The sequence below is a fragment of the Phenylobacterium sp. genome, assembly GCF_036495085.1.
GTDB lineage: Bacteria > Pseudomonadota > Alphaproteobacteria > Caulobacterales > Caulobacteraceae > Phenylobacterium.
This window is the reverse complement of the sequence record NZ_DASXNL010000003.1, coordinates 1-19,628: the sequence shown is the minus strand read 5'-3', so window position 1 is coordinate 19,628 and position 19,628 is coordinate 1. Positions and strand designations below refer to the sequence as shown.

Annotated in this window: 25 protein-coding genes; 18 read left to right on the top strand and 7 right to left on the bottom strand. The window is 66.6% G+C overall.

Annotated features, from left to right (window positions below):
- Positions 1-233: 233 nt before the first annotated feature.
- The 3 genes from thrB (at position 234) to VGI62_RS00225 (ending at position 2,199) form a co-directional block, all read left to right on the top strand.
- On the top strand, positions 234-1,199 hold the full coding sequence (thrB, locus tag VGI62_RS00235) for a homoserine kinase (protein WP_331502382.1): 966 nt from the start codon (positions 234-236) through the stop codon (positions 1,197-1,199).
- Positions 1,196-1,645, top strand: coding sequence for a ribonuclease HI (rnhA, locus tag VGI62_RS00230; RefSeq protein ID WP_331502369.1), 450 nt, complete (start codon positions 1,196-1,198; stop codon positions 1,643-1,645). Before thrB ends, rnhA begins: the two co-directional genes overlap by 4 nt.
- A gap of 98 nt (positions 1,646-1,743) precedes the next feature.
- Positions 1,744-2,199: a MarR family winged helix-turn-helix transcriptional regulator gene (locus tag VGI62_RS00225; protein ID WP_331502368.1), complete on the top strand. Its 456-nt coding sequence runs from the start codon at positions 1,744-1,746 to the stop codon at positions 2,197-2,199.
- Between the two features lie 42 nt (positions 2,200-2,241).
- Here VGI62_RS00225 and VGI62_RS00220 read toward each other — a convergent pair whose 3' ends face one another.
- Complete coding sequence (locus tag VGI62_RS00220; protein WP_331502367.1) at positions 2,242-2,535, bottom strand: hypothetical protein; 294 nt, start codon at positions 2,533-2,535, stop codon at positions 2,242-2,244.
- A 173-nt stretch (positions 2,536-2,708) separates the two neighbouring features.
- Between VGI62_RS00220 and VGI62_RS00215 the strand changes: the two genes are divergently transcribed.
- Positions 2,709-3,305, top strand: a complete 597-nt coding sequence (locus VGI62_RS00215) for an acyloxyacyl hydrolase (RefSeq protein WP_331502366.1) — start codon at positions 2,709-2,711, stop codon at positions 3,303-3,305.
- Positions 3,306-3,346: 41 nt separating this feature from the next.
- On the opposite strand, the gene VGI62_RS00210 is transcribed toward VGI62_RS00215, so the two are convergent.
- Together VGI62_RS00210 and VGI62_RS00205 are read right to left on the bottom strand one after the other, a co-directional pair.
- Positions 3,347-4,882: a M20/M25/M40 family metallo-hydrolase gene (locus VGI62_RS00210; RefSeq protein WP_331502365.1), complete on the bottom strand. Its 1,536-nt coding sequence runs from the start codon at positions 4,880-4,882 to the stop codon at positions 3,347-3,349.
- A gap of 71 nt (positions 4,883-4,953) precedes the next feature.
- A complete protein-coding gene (locus VGI62_RS00205) occupies positions 4,954-5,931 on the bottom strand; it encodes a S1C family serine protease (RefSeq protein WP_331502364.1) in 978 nt (325 codons plus the stop codon).
- A 311-nt stretch (positions 5,932-6,242) separates the two neighbouring features.
- On the opposite strand from VGI62_RS00205, the gene VGI62_RS00200 reads away from it, so the two are divergent.
- The 5 genes from VGI62_RS00200 (at position 6,243) to VGI62_RS00180 (ending at position 9,826) form a co-directional block, all read left to right on the top strand.
- Positions 6,243-7,310 carry an MBL fold metallo-hydrolase gene (locus VGI62_RS00200; protein WP_331502363.1) on the top strand — a complete coding sequence of 356 codons (1,068 nt, stop codon included), beginning with the start codon at positions 6,243-6,245 and terminating at the stop codon, positions 7,308-7,310.
- A 48-nt stretch (positions 7,311-7,358) separates the two neighbouring features.
- Positions 7,359-8,237: an NAD(P)-dependent oxidoreductase gene (locus VGI62_RS00195; RefSeq protein WP_331502362.1), complete on the top strand. Its 879-nt coding sequence runs from the start codon at positions 7,359-7,361 to the stop codon at positions 8,235-8,237.
- Positions 8,234-8,725 (top strand): GNAT family N-acetyltransferase, encoded by a 492-nt coding sequence (locus VGI62_RS00190; protein WP_331502361.1) that lies wholly within the window; start codon positions 8,234-8,236, stop codon positions 8,723-8,725. Before VGI62_RS00195 ends, VGI62_RS00190 begins: the two co-directional genes overlap by 4 nt.
- A complete protein-coding gene (locus tag VGI62_RS00185) occupies positions 8,722-9,318 on the top strand; it encodes a GNAT family protein (RefSeq protein ID WP_331502360.1) in 597 nt (198 codons plus the stop codon). The genes VGI62_RS00190 and VGI62_RS00185 overlap by 4 nt, the downstream gene beginning before the upstream one ends.
- 61 nt (positions 9,319-9,379) lie before the next feature.
- Complete coding sequence (locus tag VGI62_RS00180) at positions 9,380-9,826, top strand: pyridoxamine 5'-phosphate oxidase family protein (RefSeq protein ID WP_331502359.1); 447 nt, start codon at positions 9,380-9,382, stop codon at positions 9,824-9,826.
- Positions 9,827-9,923: 97 nt separating this feature from the next.
- On the opposite strand, the gene VGI62_RS00175 is transcribed toward VGI62_RS00180, so the two are convergent.
- Positions 9,924-10,859: an SDR family NAD(P)-dependent oxidoreductase gene (locus VGI62_RS00175; RefSeq protein ID WP_331502358.1), complete on the bottom strand. Its 936-nt coding sequence runs from the start codon at positions 10,857-10,859 to the stop codon at positions 9,924-9,926.
- A gap of 47 nt (positions 10,860-10,906) precedes the next feature.
- The gene (locus tag VGI62_RS00170) at positions 10,907-12,178 is read right to left on the bottom strand and encodes an MFS transporter (RefSeq protein WP_331502357.1); all 1,272 of its coding nucleotides are present in this window, start codon (positions 12,176-12,178) and stop codon (positions 10,907-10,909) included.
- Positions 12,179-12,389: 211 nt separating this feature from the next.
- Here VGI62_RS00170 and VGI62_RS00165 point away from each other — a divergent pair, with 211 nt between their 5' ends.
- The 7 genes from VGI62_RS00165 (at position 12,390) to VGI62_RS00135 (ending at position 16,651) form a co-directional block, all read left to right on the top strand.
- A complete protein-coding gene (locus VGI62_RS00165; RefSeq protein ID WP_331502356.1) occupies positions 12,390-12,917 on the top strand; it encodes an N-acetyltransferase in 528 nt (175 codons plus the stop codon).
- Positions 12,918-13,013: 96 nt separating this feature from the next.
- Positions 13,014-13,586: a DUF1285 domain-containing protein gene (locus tag VGI62_RS00160; RefSeq protein WP_331502355.1), complete on the top strand. Its 573-nt coding sequence runs from the start codon at positions 13,014-13,016 to the stop codon at positions 13,584-13,586.
- The gene (locus VGI62_RS00155) at positions 13,583-14,236 is read left to right on the top strand and encodes a CoA pyrophosphatase (RefSeq protein ID WP_331502354.1); all 654 of its coding nucleotides are present in this window, start codon (positions 13,583-13,585) and stop codon (positions 14,234-14,236) included. Before VGI62_RS00160 ends, VGI62_RS00155 begins: the two co-directional genes overlap by 4 nt.
- Positions 14,229-14,504: a hypothetical protein gene (locus VGI62_RS00150; RefSeq protein WP_331502353.1), complete on the top strand. Its 276-nt coding sequence runs from the start codon at positions 14,229-14,231 to the stop codon at positions 14,502-14,504. The genes VGI62_RS00155 and VGI62_RS00150 overlap by 8 nt, the downstream gene beginning before the upstream one ends.
- On the top strand, positions 14,501-15,751 hold the full coding sequence (locus VGI62_RS00145; protein ID WP_331502352.1) for a CCA tRNA nucleotidyltransferase: 1,251 nt from the start codon (positions 14,501-14,503) through the stop codon (positions 15,749-15,751). The genes VGI62_RS00150 and VGI62_RS00145 overlap by 4 nt, the downstream gene beginning before the upstream one ends.
- A gap of 9 nt (positions 15,752-15,760) precedes the next feature.
- Positions 15,761-16,477: a type 1 glutamine amidotransferase gene (locus tag VGI62_RS00140; protein ID WP_331502351.1), complete on the top strand. Its 717-nt coding sequence runs from the start codon at positions 15,761-15,763 to the stop codon at positions 16,475-16,477.
- 42 nt (positions 16,478-16,519) lie between these two features.
- The gene (locus VGI62_RS00135; RefSeq protein WP_331502350.1) at positions 16,520-16,651 is read left to right on the top strand and encodes a hypothetical protein; all 132 of its coding nucleotides are present in this window, start codon (positions 16,520-16,522) and stop codon (positions 16,649-16,651) included.
- Between the two features lie 64 nt (positions 16,652-16,715).
- Here the strand turns inward: VGI62_RS00135 and hemF are convergent, their stop codons facing one another.
- Both hemF and VGI62_RS00125 read right to left on the bottom strand, forming a co-directional pair.
- Positions 16,716-17,609 carry an oxygen-dependent coproporphyrinogen oxidase gene (hemF, locus tag VGI62_RS00130; RefSeq protein ID WP_331502349.1) on the bottom strand — a complete coding sequence of 298 codons (894 nt, stop codon included), beginning with the start codon at positions 17,607-17,609 and terminating at the stop codon, positions 16,716-16,718.
- Between the two features lie 8 nt (positions 17,610-17,617).
- Entirely contained in the window at positions 17,618-18,091 is a 474-nt protein-coding gene (locus tag VGI62_RS00125; RefSeq protein ID WP_331502348.1) for a tRNA (cytidine(34)-2'-O)-methyltransferase, read from the bottom strand.
- A 201-nt stretch (positions 18,092-18,292) separates the two neighbouring features.
- Between VGI62_RS00125 and petA the strand changes: the two genes are divergently transcribed.
- On the top strand, positions 18,293-18,847 hold the full coding sequence (gene petA, locus VGI62_RS00120; protein WP_331502347.1) for a ubiquinol-cytochrome c reductase iron-sulfur subunit: 555 nt from the start codon (positions 18,293-18,295) through the stop codon (positions 18,845-18,847).
- Positions 18,848-18,851: 4 nt separating this feature from the next.
- Positions 18,852-19,628, top strand: a 777-nt coding sequence (locus VGI62_RS00115; RefSeq protein WP_331502346.1) for a cytochrome b, incomplete at its 3' end; no start/stop codon positions are given.

Genomic DNA, 19,628 nt, shown 5'->3' with positions numbered 1-19,628 from the left:
GTCGCCAGAGCTTTAACAGCAAGCTTGATCGGCCCCGCAACGCGTCACCGTCAGCCGCGAGGCCGGCCGCTGGCGCGGGACGAGAGCCTCGCGTGAACCGGTCCTCGGCGAAGCAGGAACTGGACAGCAGGCCGCTGCGTAGCTTCAGGCAGCTGCCGGCGGATTTGCAGAGGTTCCGGGGAGCTGTCGTCTCCCATCTTGACCGTGTGGGCGACCTACCCCATGCGGTGACCATGGCGGTCTACACCGATATCACTGACGAAGAGCTGGCCGCGCTGTTGGCGGATTTCGACCTGGGCCAGCCGCTCAGCCTGAAGGGCGTGGCCGAAGGGGTCGAGAACTCCAACTTCCTGCTGGAAACCGAGGCCGGGCGGTATTTCCTGACGGTCTATGAGCGCCGCGTGCGCCCCGACGACCTGCCTTTCTTCCTTGAACTTCTGCGCTGGATCGCCGGGCGAGGGTTTCCAAGCGCCACCCCGATCCCGGACCGCCAGGGAAACCTCCTGAAGACGGTTCGTGGCAAGCCCTGCGCGATCGTCTCCTTCCTGTCGGGTCTCTCGGTTCGTCGGCCGAGCGCAGCCCATTGCCGCGAGGCCGGCGCGGGCCTGGCGCAACTGCATCTGGCGGCGGAAGGCTTTCCGCGGACGCGGCCCAATGACCTGGGCCAGGCGGCCTGGGCGCCGCTGTTTGCGAGCCTCGCGTCGGCAGCCGACGCCCTAAAACCTGGACTTGCCAAGACCATTTCGTCCGATCTGGAACTATTGGCTTTCAGATGGCCGCGGGAACTCCCGCAGGGTGTGATTCACGCTGACTATTTCCCGGACAATGTGTTCTTCACCGCCGGCAAGTTCTCCGGCGCGATCGACTTCTATTTCGCGTGCGTGGACGCCTTCGCTTACGACATTGCCGTGGCGCTGAACGCCTGGTGCTTCGAGCCGGACGGCAGCTTCAACATCACCTCGGCTCGCCAGTTGGTCGCCGGCTACGAGACTCGCCGAAAACTGTCCACGCTCGAACGGTCCGCCTTGCCGGTGTTGGCGCACGGGGCGGCGATGCGGTTCTTCCTGACGCGGCTGCATGACTGGGGCGCGACGCCGGCGGGGGCCCTGGTGCGTCCGAAAGATCCCCTCGAGTACGAGCGTAAGCTCGCGGTCCATCGCGCTTCACCGGACCTGGTGTTGTACGGGGCGCCGGCGTGACCCCGCAGGTCGTTATCCACACCGACGGTGCGTGTTCGGGCAATCCCGGCCCAGGCGGCTGGGGCGCGGTGCTGCAGTATGGCGACCGCGAGCGTGAGCTGACCGGCGGCGAGCTCGCAACCACCAATAACCGCATGGAACTGATGGCCGCCATCCAGGCGCTGGAGGCGCTGAAGAAGCCCTGCAAGGTCGAACTGCACACCGACAGCCAGTACGTCATGAAGGGCATCTCGGAGTGGATCCACAACTGGAAGCGCCGCGGCTGGATGACTGCAGACAAGAAGCCTGTGAAGAACGACGACCTCTGGAAACGCCTTGATCAGGCGCGCCTGCGCCATGAGGTGGATTGGCGCTGGGTGAAGGGTCACGCCGGACACGAACTCAATGAACGCGCGGACGCCCTGGCGCGGAAGGGGATGACGGACGCCCTGGCGGCCGCGATCTAGCGCCGGCGACCTTGGCAAGCGCAGCTATAGTTCGATATCGAACTTGATTATCTCAACGAACGATGTAATCTGTTTGAACGCGAACGAGGAGGCTCGCCATGGCAGCCGAACCGGAAGACCATCCCGACATCCAGGTCTTCGACGAAATCCGTTACATCGAACATCTGGTGCGCACGGCCATCGCGCGCAAGCTCCCGGTGGGACTAACTTATCCGCAATTCGAGGTCATGAACCTGCTCTCGCGCCGCGGCGATGGGATCACGCCCCTGGAGATCGCTCGCGCATTGCAGATGACCAAGAGCGGCCTGACCAATACCCTCCAGCGACTTCACGCCCGCAACCTGGTCCGGGTGGAGCACTGCCAGGCCGACGGCCGGCGCAAGCGCATCTGGCTGACGCCCGACGGCCGTCTGGCCTACGGCCAGTCGATGGTCGCGATCCGCCCGAAGATGGAGGATTTGCGTGACGGCTTCACCCAGAAGGAGTTCCGCGACGCTTTGCCGTTTCTCAAAGCGCTCCGAACCTGGCTCGGCGAGAAACCCAGTGTGTCCTGAATTTGAGTGTCGTCCGGCCAGCCTGAAGAGCCGGCGGGAGCACTAGTTGCCTCGGATCTGGAGGTTCTGCTGGGCGTGCTCGACCTCCTGACGGTCCTGCAAACTCCGATCCTTGATGTCACCTACCGTCCGGCACCTGCGGACCGGCAACCGCGAGCCAAGCACCGGTTCGCTCTTGCACACGAGCTGAGTGTCCTTCTGCTCACTGGCCTTGGCCGGGGCGTAAGCCGGTCCCGCCGTGGGGTTCGCCACGGGCGTGGGCGCAGATGTGCTCGCTGATGCGGGCGGGTCGCCCGCGGCGAGCAGGCTTGTCGTGACCATGAGGGCCAGGATCACAAGGCGTCCTCCACATACCACCTACGTAACTAGCGCTGTGGTGAGCGCCTCGATCAACCCCTTGGATCCCAAGGCATCTTCAAGCTCGCGTGTCTTTTGCACTCAGATCCCGGGAACGACCTGCACCGTCCTGCGTATATGTTGAAGGGTCGGCGCGGGTCGGGGTGGCGGACATGTGCATTGCGCTGAAGACGATCACCCGCAGTATGCTTGCGGCCGGCGGGCTTGTGGCCCTGGCCAGCCCATGCCTCGCCCAGGAAATACGGGTCGGCTTGGGCTATACGGCCCAGAGCATCGTCTACCCAGGCTCTCACGGCACGGAGCGAGGGGCTTCGGCGAACGCTGAGTTCCTTTTCAAGCCCATCGGCGCGCTGCACTTCATAGGGTCGCCCCGGCCATTCGTCGGGGTTTCGGCGAGCCTCGACGGATTCACCAACTTCGCCACGATCGGGCTCATATGGCGCGTGCAGCGCGGCCGCCTCTACGGGGACCTAGGCGCCGGCGGCTCCATCCACGACGGGCACCTCTTTCTACCGCCGCCGATGGCCGGCTTGCCGCTCGAGGAGAATATCGAGCGGCGCGAGGTTCGGGAGGAGCGCAGCGAGTTTGGATATCGCGAACTCTTTCACGCCACCTTTGACGTAGGCTGGCGCCTAAACGATCGCTGGGCGGTGGAACTGCTGGGACAGCATTGGAGCAACGCTCACCTCGGCACGCCCTCGAATGACGGCGCCGACATCCTCAGCGCCAGGCTCGCCTACAGGCTCTGACCGAGGCTGCTCCGGCTCGAGTTCGCCATGGGGTGCGGCCGCTATTTGGCCGCAAGCGCATAGAGGAATTCGACGTAGCCCTCCGTTGCGCCGGCCATGCCGCGAAGCTTCGGATGTTCCGCTTCGATCACGTAGTATTCGTCCGGCGCATGCTGGCGGCCGCCGTGGCCGAACCCGAAATGGCCGGCCGGCAGGCTGACCGGCGCGCCGGTGAAGATGTAGCCGGGCCACGACCCCGCCAGTCTCGGCGAAAGGCCGACGTCCAGGCCCGCCCGGCGATAGACCTCCAGCGAAGCCTGTATCAGGGGCGAGGACTCCTCCGTCTGGGTCGGGTCATAGCCACCTGTCACATTGACGGAGATGTCGCCATAGCCCCGCTTGGCCAGGTGCGCCTTGAGTTTGCGCTCGGCTTCTGCCGCGGTCTGGTCAGGAACCAGCCGCAGGTCGAGCTTGGCCACCGCCTTCGAGGGCAGGACCGTCTTGCCGCCCGGACCGGTGTATCCGGCGTACATCCCTTCAATATTCACGGTCGGCTGGGACGCCAGTCGCTCGAGCGCGTCGCGATACGGCAGGTCGCGCACCCACTTCTGGATGCCCAGGAACTTCTTGCGGTCCGCCTCGCTGGTATGGGTGACCTCTTCGGCGACGAGCTCGCGTTGGCGCGGCGTCAACGGTTTCACATTCTCGAACCAGCCGTCGATGGCCGGGTCGTTGCCGTCCTCAGAGACCAACGTTGAAAGCGCCTTGACCAATCGCCAGACCGGACTGTCGAGCTCGGCTTTGTAGGACGAGTGGATGTCGTCCACCGCGCCCCGGCCCCAGGCCTTGGTGGTGCAGACAAGCTCCACCTCGATCAGGCCCTTGGCGCCGAGGTCTATCTCCACGCCGCCCGACGGCGTTTGGGCCGCAAACGGCATCCAGACCTCATGGCACTTCTTGAGCGCCCCCAGGACTTCGGGCCGACGCACGATCTGCGGGAAGTGCGGTGAGCCGATCTCCTCCTCGCCTTCGGCGACCAGGACAATGTTGACGGGCGGCTTGCGACCCGCAGCCTTGAGGGCGTGGAGGGCGGCGAGGAACGTCGCCTCCGGACCCTTCTGGTTCACCGCGCCCCGGCCGATCAGCACCTTGCCGAGCCCCGGCCGCTCGACGATCCGCGCTTCGAGCGGTGGCGACGACCACTCCGAAGGGTCGAACTGCTTCACGTCGTACATGAAGTACATGCCGACGGTCCGCGGTGCGCCGTTGTCCATCACGCCGAAGACCCCTGGCCGGCCATCGGTCTGGATAATAGCGGCGCTCTGAAAGCCCGCGTCCCGCAGGAGCTCAGCCATGTAGCTGACCCCTTCCTGGGCATTTCGGCCCTCGGCGGCGATGGAGGGCAGCGCGATCCAGTCCTGCAGTCGCTTGATCGCCTGGGGACGCTGGCGTTCGATAGCAGCTCGAACGTCGGCCAGGTCGGCGCCCTTCGGCGCGGCGGCCAGCAAGCGGCTGGGTGCGGCGAGCGCCACCCCGGCCGCCCCAGCCATCAGCATCAGGCCGCGCCGGGGCAGCCCCATCGAAATCCGTCCGCTCACTGGATGTGTCCCCCCGCTACAGGAGCTCAGCTTAGGGGCTAAGTCAGAGCAGACTCAAGCGGCTCGGACTTTCAGTTGAACCGGGGCTTCTTGAGCAGCGCCGTTCGGTCCACCGAGCGGACCTCGACGTCGAATACGTCGTAATCGCGCTGGATGCGCAAGGCGATCGTCACGCCCGCCGGACCCTGGGCCCAGAGCCGCGTATAGAACTCCGCGAGATCCGACACCGCCGTCCCTGCGACGCTCAAGATCACATCCCCCGAGCGAAGCTCCGCCCGCGAGGCCGGTCCGCCGGGGCTTACGCCGATGAGCACGACGTGCGGCCCCAGATCCTGGGCGAGCACACCCAGCCAGGGGCGCGGCGGATGGGCGGGGCGGCCCCGCGCCAGATCATCAAGGATGGGCGGCAACAGCTCCGAGGGGACGAACATGTTGATGGGGCTGATGGCCCCGGTGCGCGTCTGACGCTGTAGGCTGAGGGAGCCGACACCCAGCAATTCTCCTGTCGCGCCAATCAGCGCTGCGCCGCTCCAGTGGGGGTGCGCAGGTTCGGTGATGATCGCGCTTTCCAGCAGATACTCCCAATATCCGGCGAAGGGCATGCGCACGAGGACATGGCCCGCCACCGCGTGGGAACGGCCTCCACCTCCTGCGGCGATGATCGGGCTTCCGGCTTCCAGGCCGCGTGAGGCGCCCAGTGGCAAGGACGGCAGGCCGAGCGGCTGAAGCGCCTGCGCCAGGCCGAAACCGGTAACCGGGTCCGCCCCGAGGGCGTGAGCTCCCACCCGCGAGCCGTCATTGAGCGTGAGGGTGATCTCCTCGGCCTCCATGATCAGGTAGCCGATCGTCAGGACGAGCCCGCCTGGCCCGATCACGGCGCCGTTGCCGATGCGGTCCGTACCGAGGGACGCGGCCGTGAAGGCGTCGGGCGGCACCCGGGCCTCGAGGGCTACGACGGAGGACAATGTTCGCTCGAGGTCGAAGGAATAGGCCTCCGCGGAAGGGCGCTTTCGAGGTTCGACCTCGTATCCGTCGAACGGTGAAGCCACGTCGGTCTCCTGCGCCCCATGCTAGATTTTGGGTCGGGGCGGCATTCGGGCAAGGGCCCTAAGATCAACCCGCCACCTTGAGTTTGGTGGCAGGCCGCCAGCTATTGTTGGCTTTTCGGGCCTCAAGGCCCGTCAGCGTAGATCTTGATCAGACGATAGAGGAAGTCGCGGCCCGAGTAGAGAGAAGGGACAGGCGAGGCGCTCGTTCAGGCCGTGGATGCGGCAAAGTTCCGGCGGAACTCACTGCGATGGGGTTTGCCCTCACGCGCCCGGCGGTCGAAGATGGCGGTCAAATCGCTTGGAGAGCTTCGTTGGCGGACGGGATCGAACATACCATTACGGAACCTCCCCGGCCGAAGTTGATCTATCCCTTCGAGCACGGCCCCAAGACCGGAGAGGCGGTGGATGTCGCTCCAGGGCTGAAGTGGCTGCGCATGCCGCTGGGCGGGTCGCTCGCCTTCATCAACGTCTGGGCGATCGAGGACGACGACGGCTGGGCGATCGTCGACACCGGCATGGGCGGCCAGGCGACCCAGCAGGCCTGGCGCGAGGCTTTCGCCGGACCCTTGGCGGGGCGCAGAGTGAGCCGGGTTTTCGTGACCCACATGCACCCTGACCACATCGGCATGGCGGGCTGGTTGACCCGCAAATTCGACTGCCGGCTGTGGATCAGCCGGCTGGAATTCCTGATGTGCCGCTCACTCGCCGCCGACACCGGCCGCGAGGCGCCCGCCGACGCGCTGAACTTCTTCAGGGCCGCGGGTTGGGACGAAGAGGCGCTGGAGACCTATCGCGCGCGCTTCGGCGGCTTTGGCCGCGCGCTGCATGCGCTTCCGGACAGCTACCAGCGGATGACTGACGGCGACGAAATCCGGATCGGCGGTCATCTGTGGAAAGTCGTGGTGGGCTCCGGTCACAGCCCGGAACACGCCTGTTTGTGGTGCCCGGACCTCAATTTGATCATCACGGGCGATCAGGTGCTGCCGAAGATCTCGTCAAATGTCTCGGTGTTCCCGACCGAGCCCAACGGCGACCCGCTCACCGACTGGCTGACTTCGCTCGCGCGGATCAAGGGCCAGGTGCCGGACGAGGTTTTGGTGCTGCCGGCCCACAACGACCCGTTCTTCGGGCTCCACGCGCGGATCGACCACCTGATCGGCGGACACGAGCGTGGACTTGCGCGCCTGCGCCAACTGATCGGCGAGCCCAAGCGAGCCGTAGACGTCTTCCGCGCCCTCTTCCGACGGCAGATCGACAACAATCTCCTGGGTCTGGCCACCGGCGAAAGCCTGGCGCATCTCAACTGCCTGATCGCCCGCGGCCAGGCCGTCCGTACGCGGGACCAGAACGGCGTCGACTGGTATCGAGCGGCGGCGTAAGGCTGGTCAAGCGCGGCCAGAAATGGCGCGCACCAGGGGAGTGAAATCATGAGCCTGCAGGGCAAAACCCTTTTCGTCACAGGCGCAAGTCGCGGCATCGGCCTGGCCATTGCGCTGCGCGCCGCCCGCGATGGCGCGAACGTGGCCATAGCCGCTAAGACCGCCGAGCCCCATCCGAAGTTGCCCGGCACGATCTACACGGCAGCCGAAGACATCGAAAAGGCCGGCGGCAAGGCCCTCCCGCTTATCGTCGACGTCCGTGACGAGGCCTCGGTGATGGCCGCAGTCGAGGAGACCGCACAGAAGTTCGGCGGTATCGACATTTGCGTGAACAACGCCTCGGCGATCCAGCTCACGGGCACACTGGCCACCGACATGAAGCGCTACGACCTGATGAACCAGGTGAATGCGCGCGGGACGTACCTGACGTCCAAGGCCTGCATCCCGCACCTGAAGCGCAGCGCCAATCCGCACGTGCTGATGCTCTCGCCGCCGCTCGACATGAGCGCCAAGTGGTTCGCTGGACACACGGCCTACAGCATGGCCAAGTTCGGCATGAGCATGTGCGTGCTGGGCATGAGCGCTGAGTTCAAGGACGATGGTATCGCCTTCAATGCGCTCTGGCCCCGCACAGGCATCGCCACGGCAGCAATCCGCAACGCCCTGGCCGGCGAAGAGGGCATGCGCCGCTGCCGGACGCCGGAGATCATGGCCGACGCCGCCCACGCGATCTTCGTGAAGCCGGCGCGCGAGTTCAGTGGCAACTTCGTCATCGACGACACCTTCCTTTATGGAGAAGGCGTCCGCGACTTTGAAAAATACCGCGTCGACCCGACCCAGCCGCTGATGCCTGACTTCTTCGTACCTGACTCCGTGCCGCCGCCCCCCGGAGTGAAGATCGGCGGCGGGAGCCTATCGCCAGCATGAATGCACCAGCGAGCGTAACGGTAAGGGTCGCTTCGCCGGCCGATACCGCACTGATCCTGTCGTTCATCCGCGATCTGGCGGAATATGAACGACTGGCCCACGAGGTGGAGGCGACCGAAGCCGACATCCGCCGCGACCTGTTCGGCGAAAATCCCAGGGCCTTTTGCGACATTGCGGAGGCCAATGGCGTCCCGGTGGGCTTCGCGCTCTGGTTCTACAGCTATTCGACCTTCCGCGGCCGGGCGGGGATCTATCTTGAAGATCTGTTTGTTGTCCCGGGCGCGCGCGGCGTCGGCGCGGGCAAGGCGCTGCTCAAGCGGCTCGCAGAACGCTGCGTGGAGGCTGATCTCGGGCGGCTTGAGTGGTCGGTGCTGGACTGGAATACGCCCTCGATTGAGTTCTATGACAGTCTGGGGGCGATGAGGAAGGAAGGCTGGACGGTGCGCCGCCTCTACGGGGAGGCGCTGGAGAACCTCGCGGCATCATGAGCGCCCCGCCCAAAACCGTGCTGCAAGCCACGCCCGAGGAAGAGGCCGCAATCCGCGCCGCCGTCCGCAAGGCCGAGGGGCGCACGGTGGCCGGGCCGCAACATGTCGGCGGCCTCTTTGATCTACTGTCTGATCCGCAGGTCTCGGACCCGATCTACGACCTGCCCCGGCCGATCACCCGCGAGAGCATGGCCGCCTACGTGGCCGAGAACGAAGCGCTCCGCCAGGAAGGCCGCGCGATCCTGGCGGTCAATCTCGACGAAGCCGGCAGGATTTCGGGTTACAGCCACTTCGCGATCTGGCCGGAGCGGGCGTCCGGCGAGTTGGCCGGCGCCCGGCGCGCCGACCTGCAGAACAGCGGCCAGGGCCGCCAGGGCGTCGCCCACTCGGTGGCCTGGATGTTCGAGGTGCTGGGTTTGCGCCTGATCGGCCTCACCGCGGCGCTCGACAACGTCCGCTCAGCCAAGGCCATCGAAGGCGCCGGCTTCAAGCGCATGGGCGAAGTCGAAAGTGTGCGCCCCGACGGCACAACCCGCCGCTCACTCTATTGGGAGCTCACCCGCGACGAATGGCGGATGCGGCACCGGCTCTAAGCGAGCCAGACGAAGGCGTCGTCCAGCGTGTCTGCGCGGCGCGAAAGAGGAGATTACGGCCTTGCCCCTAGAGTTGAACGAAGAGATCCGCGAACACATCAACGGCGCGCTGATCGCGGGGAATCCGATGATCCTGGCGTCTGTGGATCAGGCAGGGCGGCCCCGACTTTCCTACAGAGGCTCCACGCAGGTGTTTTCCGCCGACCAGCTCGGCTTCTGGGTGCGCAATGCCGGAGGCTCGACAATGGAGTCGATCGCCAAAAACCCCAACGTGGCGCTCATGTACCGCCACCCGGCTCAGCGGGTCATATTGCAGTTCGCCGGCCGCGCGCGGATCGCCGAGGGCGCCGAGCGCGACCGGGTCTACGATCTGGCTCCGGAGTACGAGCAAAAGGCGGACGCGGAGAAGAAGGGCGTCGCGGTGGTCATCGACCTCGACAAGGTCGACGGCATTCTGGGCCTGGACGCCGAGGGCCAGCGGCGCGGCGTGAGCATGCAACGCGCCTAGATTGCCGACGTTCGGCCCAGCCCCTGGCCAGGGCCGCACATGACAACGGCGGCAGCCCGAAGACTGCCGCCGTCTCAAATCCGAAAGTCGTCGGCCCTTAGGCCGGCTGCTTCTGCTGCTGGTTGTTCTGGGACCCGGCCAGCGGCGCGCGGTTCAGGTCGAAGAACTTGGGAGCCATCTTCGGCACGGCTTCCGAGAGGATGGTCTGCACCGTCCAGCCCTCTTCCTTGGTCACTGTCTCGATCGGCCGCGGCTGTGAGTAGAGAATGATGTTCTCGCCTGACGAGCCGAAGATCTGACCGGAGACGGAGGCCGCTGCGGGGGTCACCATGGCCACCGAGAAGCGTGCGGGTTGGTCGGCGCGGACCTTCTCCGCCATCACCGCGCGGCGCGCAGCGGCGGCTTCGTCCTTGATCGGCACCGATTGGGTCATCCGCGTCCAGGCGACCGGCGCCAGGCAGTTGGAACGCACGTTGTTGCGCGCGCCTTCCATGGCGATGATCCGCGACAGGCCGGCGATGCCCATCTTGGCCGCGCCGTAGTTGGCCTGGCCGATGTTGCCGAACAGGCCGGACGTCGAGGTGAAGAACATGTAGGCGCCGTCGTTCTGCTCGCGGAACAGTTCGATCGTGGCGCGCGCGACGTTGAAGCTGCCGCGCATGTGCACGTCGATGACCCGGTCCCAGTCCTCTTCGCTCATCTTGTGGAACATGACATCGCGCAGGATGCCGGCCGGATTGATCACGGCGTGCAGGCCGCCGAAGGTGTCGCGGGCCTGCTCGACCATGCCTTCAACCGCCTTGAGGCTGGTGACGCTGTCAGAGTTGGAGACCGCATCGCCCCCGGCGGCGCGGATTTCCTGAGCGACCTTCTCGGCCGGCCCCGCGGAACCCTCGTCCTCACCCTTGAGGCCGCCGCCCAGGTCGTTGACCACGACATTCGCGCCTTCCTGTGCTGCAATCAGGGCGCAGTCGCGCCCGATACCGTTGCCGCCGCCTGTAACCAGGACCACCTTGCCGTCTAGCGCGCCCATTGGCGTAATCTCCCTAAAGGAAGCTCCCTGAATTTATGCGGAGACAGTTATTCGAGGCGGTCGGCCTTGCGCAAGGCGGGAAAGAGCCCGGCCCAGACGCCAGTGACAATGAGCGCCCCGACGCCACCGAAGAGCGCCGCCCCCACGGGACCGAGAAACCTGGCCACGACCCCACTCTCGAATTCACCCAGTTCATTGGACGCCCCAATGAACACCGACGAGACGGCGGCGACCCGCCCGCGCATCGGATCTGGCGTAACCAGCTGCACCAGCGTCTGGCGGACATAGACTGAGAGCATGTCGGCGCCGCCGAGCACGGCCAGCGCCACCACGGAAAGCCAGAGCGCCCGTGAAGGCCAAATGAGGTGGGCGAGCGCGAAGACACAGGTCGCCAGGCCGAACACGGCCACCCCGCCGAACATGAATAGCCCGGCTTTGCGGTGGATCGGCCGGGCGGCCAAGAGCAGGGCCACCGCTGTCGCCCCGATTGCGGGGCCGGCGCGCAGGATGCCAAATCCCGGCGCGCCGACGTGCAGGATGTCGCGGGCGAACACCGGCAGGAGCGCGGTCGCGCCGCCTAGCAGCACGGCGAAGAGGTCGAGCGAGATCGCGCCGAAGACGATCTTCTGGTTCCACACATAGGCCAGCCCCTCCTTCATCAGCGTCCAGCGCGAGCCGGGGCTGACATCCGGCTGGGTGTTCTTGCGGATCAGGAACGTGGCGAGCGCGGCCACCAGATAGAGGCCGAATGTCGTGAAATAGGCGTAGGTCGGCGACTTCGCGACCAGAAGACCGCCGGCCGCTGGCCCGATGATCGAGGCGGTCTGCCAGGCCAGGGAGTTCCAGGCGATGGCGCGGGGTAGGAGAGCGCGCGGCACCAGCATCGGTCCCAGAGCGGTGTTGGCCGGGGCGAAGAAGGCTCGCGCCGTTCCGAACAGGAAGCCGACAAGCAGCAGGAGCGGGACCGAGGCCCAGCCCTGCCAAGTGGCGATGGCGAGGGTCAGCACCGTGGCGATCTCGCCGGTGAAGCAGAATAGCAGCACCTTCTTGCGGTCGTGGCGGTCGGCGGTCTCGCCGGCCGGCAACGCCAGGAGAAAAACCGGGATGAAGGCTGCAAGCCCGATCATCCCCACCAGAAAGGCGCTCTCCTGCACCGAGCGGGTCGCCCGGGCGATGGCGTACATCTGCCAGCCCATAGCCACGCTCTGGATCTGGGCGGCGAAACTGCCTGTCCAGCGTGAAACCCAGAAGGCCAAATAGTCGCGTTCCTTGAGGAGGGCGCGGGCCGAGGGGACGGCAGCTGAGGAGGTCTCGGCCATGGGCGTGCGAACCTGCCTTGCGTTGGTGCGTATCGCAACGGCGTTGACGAAGAAGCCCGCTGGCCTTACGTGCGCGCTTCCTTTGGGCGGCCGAAAGGGCCCCTGACATGCAACAGCGACGACGCCGGGCCTGAGCGCCCTCGACCTATCCGTTCCCCGATGCCCGCGGCCTCGGCGGTCCCCTGTCGCACCTGCAGCCCTTCAAGAGCCCATGACCCTCCAGCCTTCCGCGCCCATCCCGGCGCTTGTCATTCAATCTGAGCGGCCGAAGGACGGTCCGTTGGTCGACGCCCTGGTTGACCGCGCCTTCGGGCCGGGCCGCTTCACCAAAGTTTCCGAGCGGGTTCGTGAGTTCGCAACGTTCGCGCCGGAGCTTTCGATGTGCGCCTGGGCCCCTGACGCCAAGACGGGCCAGCGCCTGCTGGGCTGCGCGCGCATGTGGCGCGTGCGGGTTGGCGGGCGCGCGGTGATGTTCCTGGGCCCCTTCGCAGTGGAGCTGGGCGAGCGCAACGCGGGCTTCGGCGCACGGCTGATCGCGCGCGCCTGCGAAGCGGCCGAGGCCGCCGGCGAGAGCCACGTGGTGCTGGTCGGCGACGAGGCCTATTTCGGCCGTGTCGGCTTTGCGGCGACGCCGGGGCGGCTGGTGCGGATGCCGGGGCCGGTCGATCAGCGCCGCGTGCTGGTCCGCGCGCTCCACGCCGAAGCTGGCGACCTCGCGGGCCTGGTAGCTCCTGTTTGAACGAACCCGATAGACGGCCCTCCCCGCGGCCTCCCGCGAGGTGAGACCGTAAGCGCGGCTTGAGGCGGGTGGCGGGCGCGCCTAGGTTCACTTGCGATGGCGGATAACGCAGATAGATCGGGACTGGAGGGCGTGGTCGCCGCGGCAAAGCAGGCTCCTGGACGCGGCTTGCCCCCGGTACACCTGTGGAACCCCGCGCATTGCGGCGAGATCGACATCGTCATCCGCAAGGACGGCGTCTGGTTTCATGAAGGTACGCCGATCGGCCGCGAAGCCCTGGTGCGGCTCTTCTCGACGGTGCTGCGCAAGGATCCCGACGGCATCCATCTGGTCACGCCGGTCGAGAAGCTGAAGATCACGGTCGAGGACGCGCCGTTCATCGCGACGCGAGTGGACCGGCTGGGCGAGGCGCTGAAGTTCCTGACCAATGTCGGCGACGAGGTCGAGGCGGGCCCGGAAAACGCCATCCGCGTCGAGGTGGGCCCGCACGGCGAGCCGCGCCCCTACGTTCATGTGCGCCGAGGCCTCGAGGCGCTAATCGCCCGGCCGGTATTCTACGAGCTGGTGGAGATGGCGCAGGAGCGCGAGACGCCGGCGGGCCCGACGCTGGGGGTCGTTTCCAACGGAACATGGTTCCCTGTCGGTCCGGCCCGGGCGCACCAGCTATGAGCCTGCGCGGCGGGCGCGGCGATCTGCGGGACTGGATTGGCCAGCACCTCGATCCACTGGAGGCGCACGACCCGGCGCAAGCTGACGCGGTCTATTCGGACTATGACCTGAGCAAGGCCTATGGCCCGGCCGAGGCCGAGGGGCCGCCGACGCCGGCGGCGGTGTTGATCGCGTTGGTGGAGCGCGACGCCGGGCTCTCTGTGATCCTCACGCGCCGCGCCGACACGCTTCGGCGCCATACCGGCCAGATCGCGCTTCCCGGCGGGCGGCGAGATCCCGGCGAGACCCCCTGGCAGACGGCGCTGCGCGAGGCTCACGAAGAGATCGGGCTGGAGCCGGCCTTCGTCTCGGTGGCCGGGCTGTCCACGCCATATCGCACCGGCACAGGTTACCTGATCACTCCCGTGGTCGGCTTCGTGCGGCCGGGTTTCACCCTGATGGCCAATCCGGAGGAAGTGGCGGACATCTTCGAGACGCCCTTCGGCTTCCTGATGGACCCCGCCAATGTCGAGGAGCACGAGCGCGAGCTGCCGTCGGGCGAGAAACGCCGCTTTTACGCCTATACTCACGAGGACCGCTTCATTTGGGGCGCCACGGCAGGCATGCTGCGAGCGCTCTACGATCGGCTTTATGGAGCCGCAGTTGCCTAGGGTCGTGCTCATCCGTCTTGTGCTGATCGCGCTGCCGTTCGTGGTCTGGTTCTTCTGGCGCGCGGTGGCTCGGCGCACGGGCCGCGAGATGGGCTCAACGCCCTACGCCTGGCTGTTCGCGGCCGGCGCCGTGCTCGTCGGCTTGTCGTTGATCGGGACCGCGGTCTTTCACAGGGACAACCGCGAGGACCGCTACGTGCCCGGCGAGGTGACCGCCAGCGGCACGGTGACCCGGGGATATTTCGAGAAGGCGCCAACCCCGAAATGAGCGAGACGATCGGTCAGCGCCCGTGGATGACCGCGCCGGAAACGGTGGCCGTGTTCGACGCACTGGAGGCCGCCGGTGGGGCTGATTGCGCACGCTTTGTCGGCGGCTGCGTTCGCAACACCCTTGTTGGGCGCCCCGTAGATGATCTCGACATCGCCACCACCTTATCGCCCGAGCGGGTGACGACGGCGCTCAAGGCCGCCGGCCTGAAGGCTGTGCCGACAGGGGTCGAGCACGGCACGGTGACGGCGGTCTGCGGCGGCAAGCCTTTCGAGATCACGACCCTTCGCCGCGACGTGGCGACCGACGGACGCCGCGCAGTGGTGGCCTTCACCACAGACTGGGCCGAGGACGCCCGGCGGCGGGATTTCACCCTCAACGCTCTCTATGCCCGTCGTGACGGCAGTCTCCTTGACCCTACCGGCCACGGCGTCGCCGATGCGCGCGCCGGCCGAATCATCTTCGTGGGCGAGGCGGAGCAGCGGGTCCGCGAGGATTATCTGCGCATCCTGCGCTTCTTCCGCTTTTTCGCCTGGTTCGGCTCGGGTCCGGCCGACGCGGCAGCGTTGGCGGCGTGCGAAACCCTGCGCGGGGAGCTCAGGACGTTGTCGGCGGAGAGGGTCTCCAAGGAGCTCCTGAAGCTGCTGGCCGCGCCCGATCCGCGTGGGGCCGTGGCGCTGATGGCGCGAACCGGTGTGCTGGGCGAGGTTATGCCGGGACCTGTCGACCTCGATCGCTTCAATGGCGTGGTCGCCATCGAGGAGGACCAGCTCTTCGAGGCGGATTCCGTGCTGCGCCTGGCGGCCCTGCTGCCCGACGACCAGGTGGGCGCGCTGAAGTTCGCTGAGCGCCTGCGGCTTCCCAACGCCGAGCGCGATCGCATCGCAGCGGCGTTGGCCCAGACACCGGCCTTCAAGAGCTGGATGAGCCCGCGGGAGATCCGCCGCGCGCTTTACCGCCTGGGCGCTCAGGCCTTCCGTGACCGCGCCAAGCTCGCCTGGGCCCGCGCCGGGCGCACGGCGACGACACCGCAGTGGCGCGGGATGATCGCGCTGGGCGAAGGCTGGAGCGCGCCGGCGTTTCCGCTGACCGGCGAGGATGTGATCGCCGCCGGCGTGCCGAAGGGGCCGCTGGTCGGCCAGGTGCTTCGCGAGCTGGAGGACTGGTGGATCGACCACGACTTCATCGACGACAAACTCTCGGCCGTCGAGAAACTGAAGGCCGTCGCCCAAGGCATGGCTTATTAGGAGGACGTCTTGAAACTCGGCATCCTCAAGGCCGGCCGTCCGCCGAAGGCCTGCATTCCCGAATTCGGGACCTATCCGGACATGTTCGAAAAGCTGCTGGGCCCGGCGACCTACGACTATCATGTCTTCGCCGTCGACGAGGGAGAGTTGCCGACGTCGCCGAGCGCCTGCGACGCCTATCTGGTCACGGGCGCCTCAGCGGGCGTCTACGACCCGCTGCCGTGGATCGCGAGCGCCGAGGATTTCCTGCGCGCGGCCAAGGGGCGCGCCGCCCTGGTCGGAGTCTGCTTCGGTCACCAGCTGATGGCGCAGGCGTTCGGCGGCAAGGTCATCAAGTCGCCGAAGGGCTGGGGCCTGGGGGAGAACGAGTATCGGGTGTTGACGCGCGAGGCGTGGATGACCGGGTCTGAGGACGACAGCGCCGGGACAATCCGACTGCCCGCCTCGCACCAGGACCAGGTTGTCGAGGCGCCGCCGGGCGCTGAAGTCTTCGCCGCCAGCGACTTCACGCCCATCGCGGGTCTCGTCTGGCGCGACCAGCCGGCGATCTCCATCCAGCCGCATCCTGAGTTCGAGCCCGCCTATGCGGTGTCGCTGATCGAACACCGGCGCGAAGGGCCCTACACGCCTGATGAGGCCGATCGCGCTGTCGCGAGCTACAATGGCCCTGACGACCGCGCGCGTGTCGGCGGCTGGATCAGGAATTTCCTGAGACAGGCAACGTAACGCCCGTCCGGAAGTTGGGTGAGCGAGGCCCGGCGACCGACCATGCGATACTGGAAATTGCTGATCGTCTTGAGCAGCGGCGCCGCCGCAGTCGCGGTCGGCCTCAGCAGTCGAACGCCGATGCCGAGCCTCCTCGCCGACATGGTCAGCAGCGTTCTGGCCGGCATTACCTGAGAGACATTGTCCCAGGCTTCCTGGGCCAAGGCGCGATGCTGCGCCCCAGGCGGACCGCCTTCGCTCAGGGCCAGCGCACCAGTGGCGGCATCGAGGAAAGGATCGTCTCGATGTTGCCGCCGGCCTTCAGGCCGAACATCGTCCCGCGGTCGTAGAGCAGGTTGAACTCCACGTAGCGGCCGCGGCGCATGAGTTGCTGGGCGCGGTCCTCGTCAGTCCAGGGTTCGTCCATCCGGTGGCGCACGATCTTCGGGTAGACGTCGAGGAAGGCCTCGCCGACGGCGCGGGTGAAGGCGAAGTCCTTTTCGAAATCGCCGGAGTTGTGGCGGTCGTAGAAGATTCCGCCCACTCCGCGCGGCTCGTTCCGATGCGGCAGGAAGAAGTACTCGTCGCACCAGGCCTTGTAGCGGGCGTACCACTCGGGGTCGTAGGCGTCGCAGGCGGCCTTCATGGCAGCATGGAACAGCACAGCGTCGTCGGCGTCCTGGCTGCGCTGCTCGGCCAGCGTCGGCGTAAGGTCAGCCCCGCCGCCAAACCAGCTCTCCGCGGTTGAGAGGAACCTGGTGTTCATGTGCACGATCGGCACGCGTGGGCTGCGCGGGTGGATGATCAGGCTGATGCTCGCCGAGACGTAGGACGGATCCTTGTCTGCGCCGGGCATGCTTGCGGCCATCTCCGGCGAGAAGCGCGCCGCGGCCGCGGAGGTGTGCACGCCGGCCTTCTCGAAGAGCCGCCCCGAAAAATGCCCCCCGATCCCGCCTCCGGCGCCGGACTCCCGGCGCCAGGGCCGCAGTTCAAAGCGTCCGGGCGCATCAGGGTAGAGTTCCGCGGGCGCCTCGTCCTCGAGACGTTCCAGTTCGGCGATGATCCGTTGCTGCAGGTTCTCGAACCATTCGTGCGCCCGCGCGCGGCGGTCGTGGACTTCCTGGGGCAGGTTGATGGCGTGCGGGGTCGACATGCTGCTTGCTAGCCCGTCGGAGCGCCAGTTGGAAAGCTATTGGTCTGCCGAAGCGCCTCGGAAAGCGCGATCGCAGCGCTCACCGTGAGATTCAGAGATCGTGCGCCTGCGGCCAGCGGAATGAACAGCCGCGCGTCGGCCGCCGCATGCACCTCATCGGGCGCGCCGGCGCTCTCACGGCCGAACAGCAAGGTATCGCCGGTCCGAAAGGCAAAGGCGTGGAGTGGCTCGGCGCCGCGGGTGGTGAAGAGGAGGAGCCGACCGGCGCGACGCTCGGGCGCGGCCAGGAATTCGGTCCAGCTCGCATGCCGCGTCATCCGGGCGAGCGCGCCGTAATCCATCGCCGCGCGACGAACGCCGGCGTCGGAAAGCGGGAACCCACAGGGCTCGATTACGTCGACCGGCACGTCCAGACAGGCGCCCAACCTGAGTGCGGCGCCGAGGTTTTGCGGAATGTCCGGTTGAAAAAGGGCCAAACGCATTCTAAGCGATCCGCGACGGGTTAGGCCGGGCGGGAAAGACGAATCACGGAAGACACCTTGCGGACCTCCGCGGGCGCTTCCGCGAGTTGCGTTCCGTACGAACCCGCCGTGACAATAAAGCCCTTACCGGGCCGTCCGGTAAGGTCCAAAGACTTAAGGCCCCTGCGCTTTCGTGGGGCTCGAAACGAAGGGTAGCTTTAGGTGGCCGACACCGTCGTGGGCGCAAACCCCGATCCGCATGCTTCGGGCGATGACCCGAACCGTCGCGACTTCATCCATATCGCCGCGGGCGTTGCAGCCGTCGGCCTGGCCGGAGGCCTCGCGTGGCCGTTCATCGACCAGATGAACCCGGCTGGCGACACCTTGGCGCTCGCCTCCATCGAGTTCGACCTGTCGAAGGTCGTCGAAGGCCAGCAGGTTGTGGTCAAGTGGCGGGGCAAGCCGCTCTTTGTCCGCTACCGCACGGCAAAGGAGATCGAGGCGGCGATCAAGGACGATCATGCCGACCTGCGCGATCCGGCGACGGATGAGAGCCGCCACAAGCCGGGCAAGGCGCAGTACCTGGTGCTGATCGGCACCTGCACTCACCTGGGCTGCGTGCCGACCTTCGGCGGTGGCGATTACGGCGGCTGGTTCTGCCCCTGCCACGGCTCCGTTTATGACACCTCCGGACGGATCCGCAGAGGTCCTGCGCCTCTGAACCTGGCGGTTCCGGACTACGCCTTCCTGTCAGACTCCAAGATCAAGGTCGGCTGAGCAGATGAGCGGACATTCAACCTACGAGCCGAAGACCGGCTTCGAACGCTGGCTGGACCTGCGGCTGCCGGTAATCCGGATGGCCAACGACACCATCCTGACTTTCCCCACCCCGAAGAACCTCAACTATTGGTGGACCTTCGGCGGCGTCCTTTCGCTGATGCTGGGCATGCAGATCGTCACCGGGATCATCCTGGCGATGCACTACGTGCCGCACGTCGACTACGCCTTCAATTCGGTCCAGCGGATCATGCGGGACGTCAACTACGGTTGGCTGATCCGGAATCTGCACGCCAACGGCGCGTCGATGTTCTTCCTGGCCGTCTACATCCACATCTTCCGCAACCTCTACTACGGATCCTACAAGGCGCCGCGCGAGGTGCTGTGGATCCTGGGCTGCATCATCTACCTGCTGATGATCGGAACGGCGTTCTTCGGCTACGTCCTGCCCTGGGGGCAGATGAGCTTTCACGGCGCCGTCGTGATCACCAACCTGATCGGGGCGCTGCCCGTCGTCGGCCATGCCGTCACGACCTGGCTGTGGGGCGGGTTCGCCGTCGACAATCCGACGCTGAACCGCTTTTTCTCGCTGCACTATCTGCTGCCCTTCGTGATCGCCGGCGTCGTCGGCCTGCACATTTGGGCGCTGCACGTGCCGGGGAACAACAACCCGACCGGCGTGAACGTGACGTCGAAGGAGGACACCGTCCCCTTCCACCCGTACTACACGGTGAAGGACGGGTTCGCGATTTCGGTCTTCCTGATCATGTACGCGGTGTTC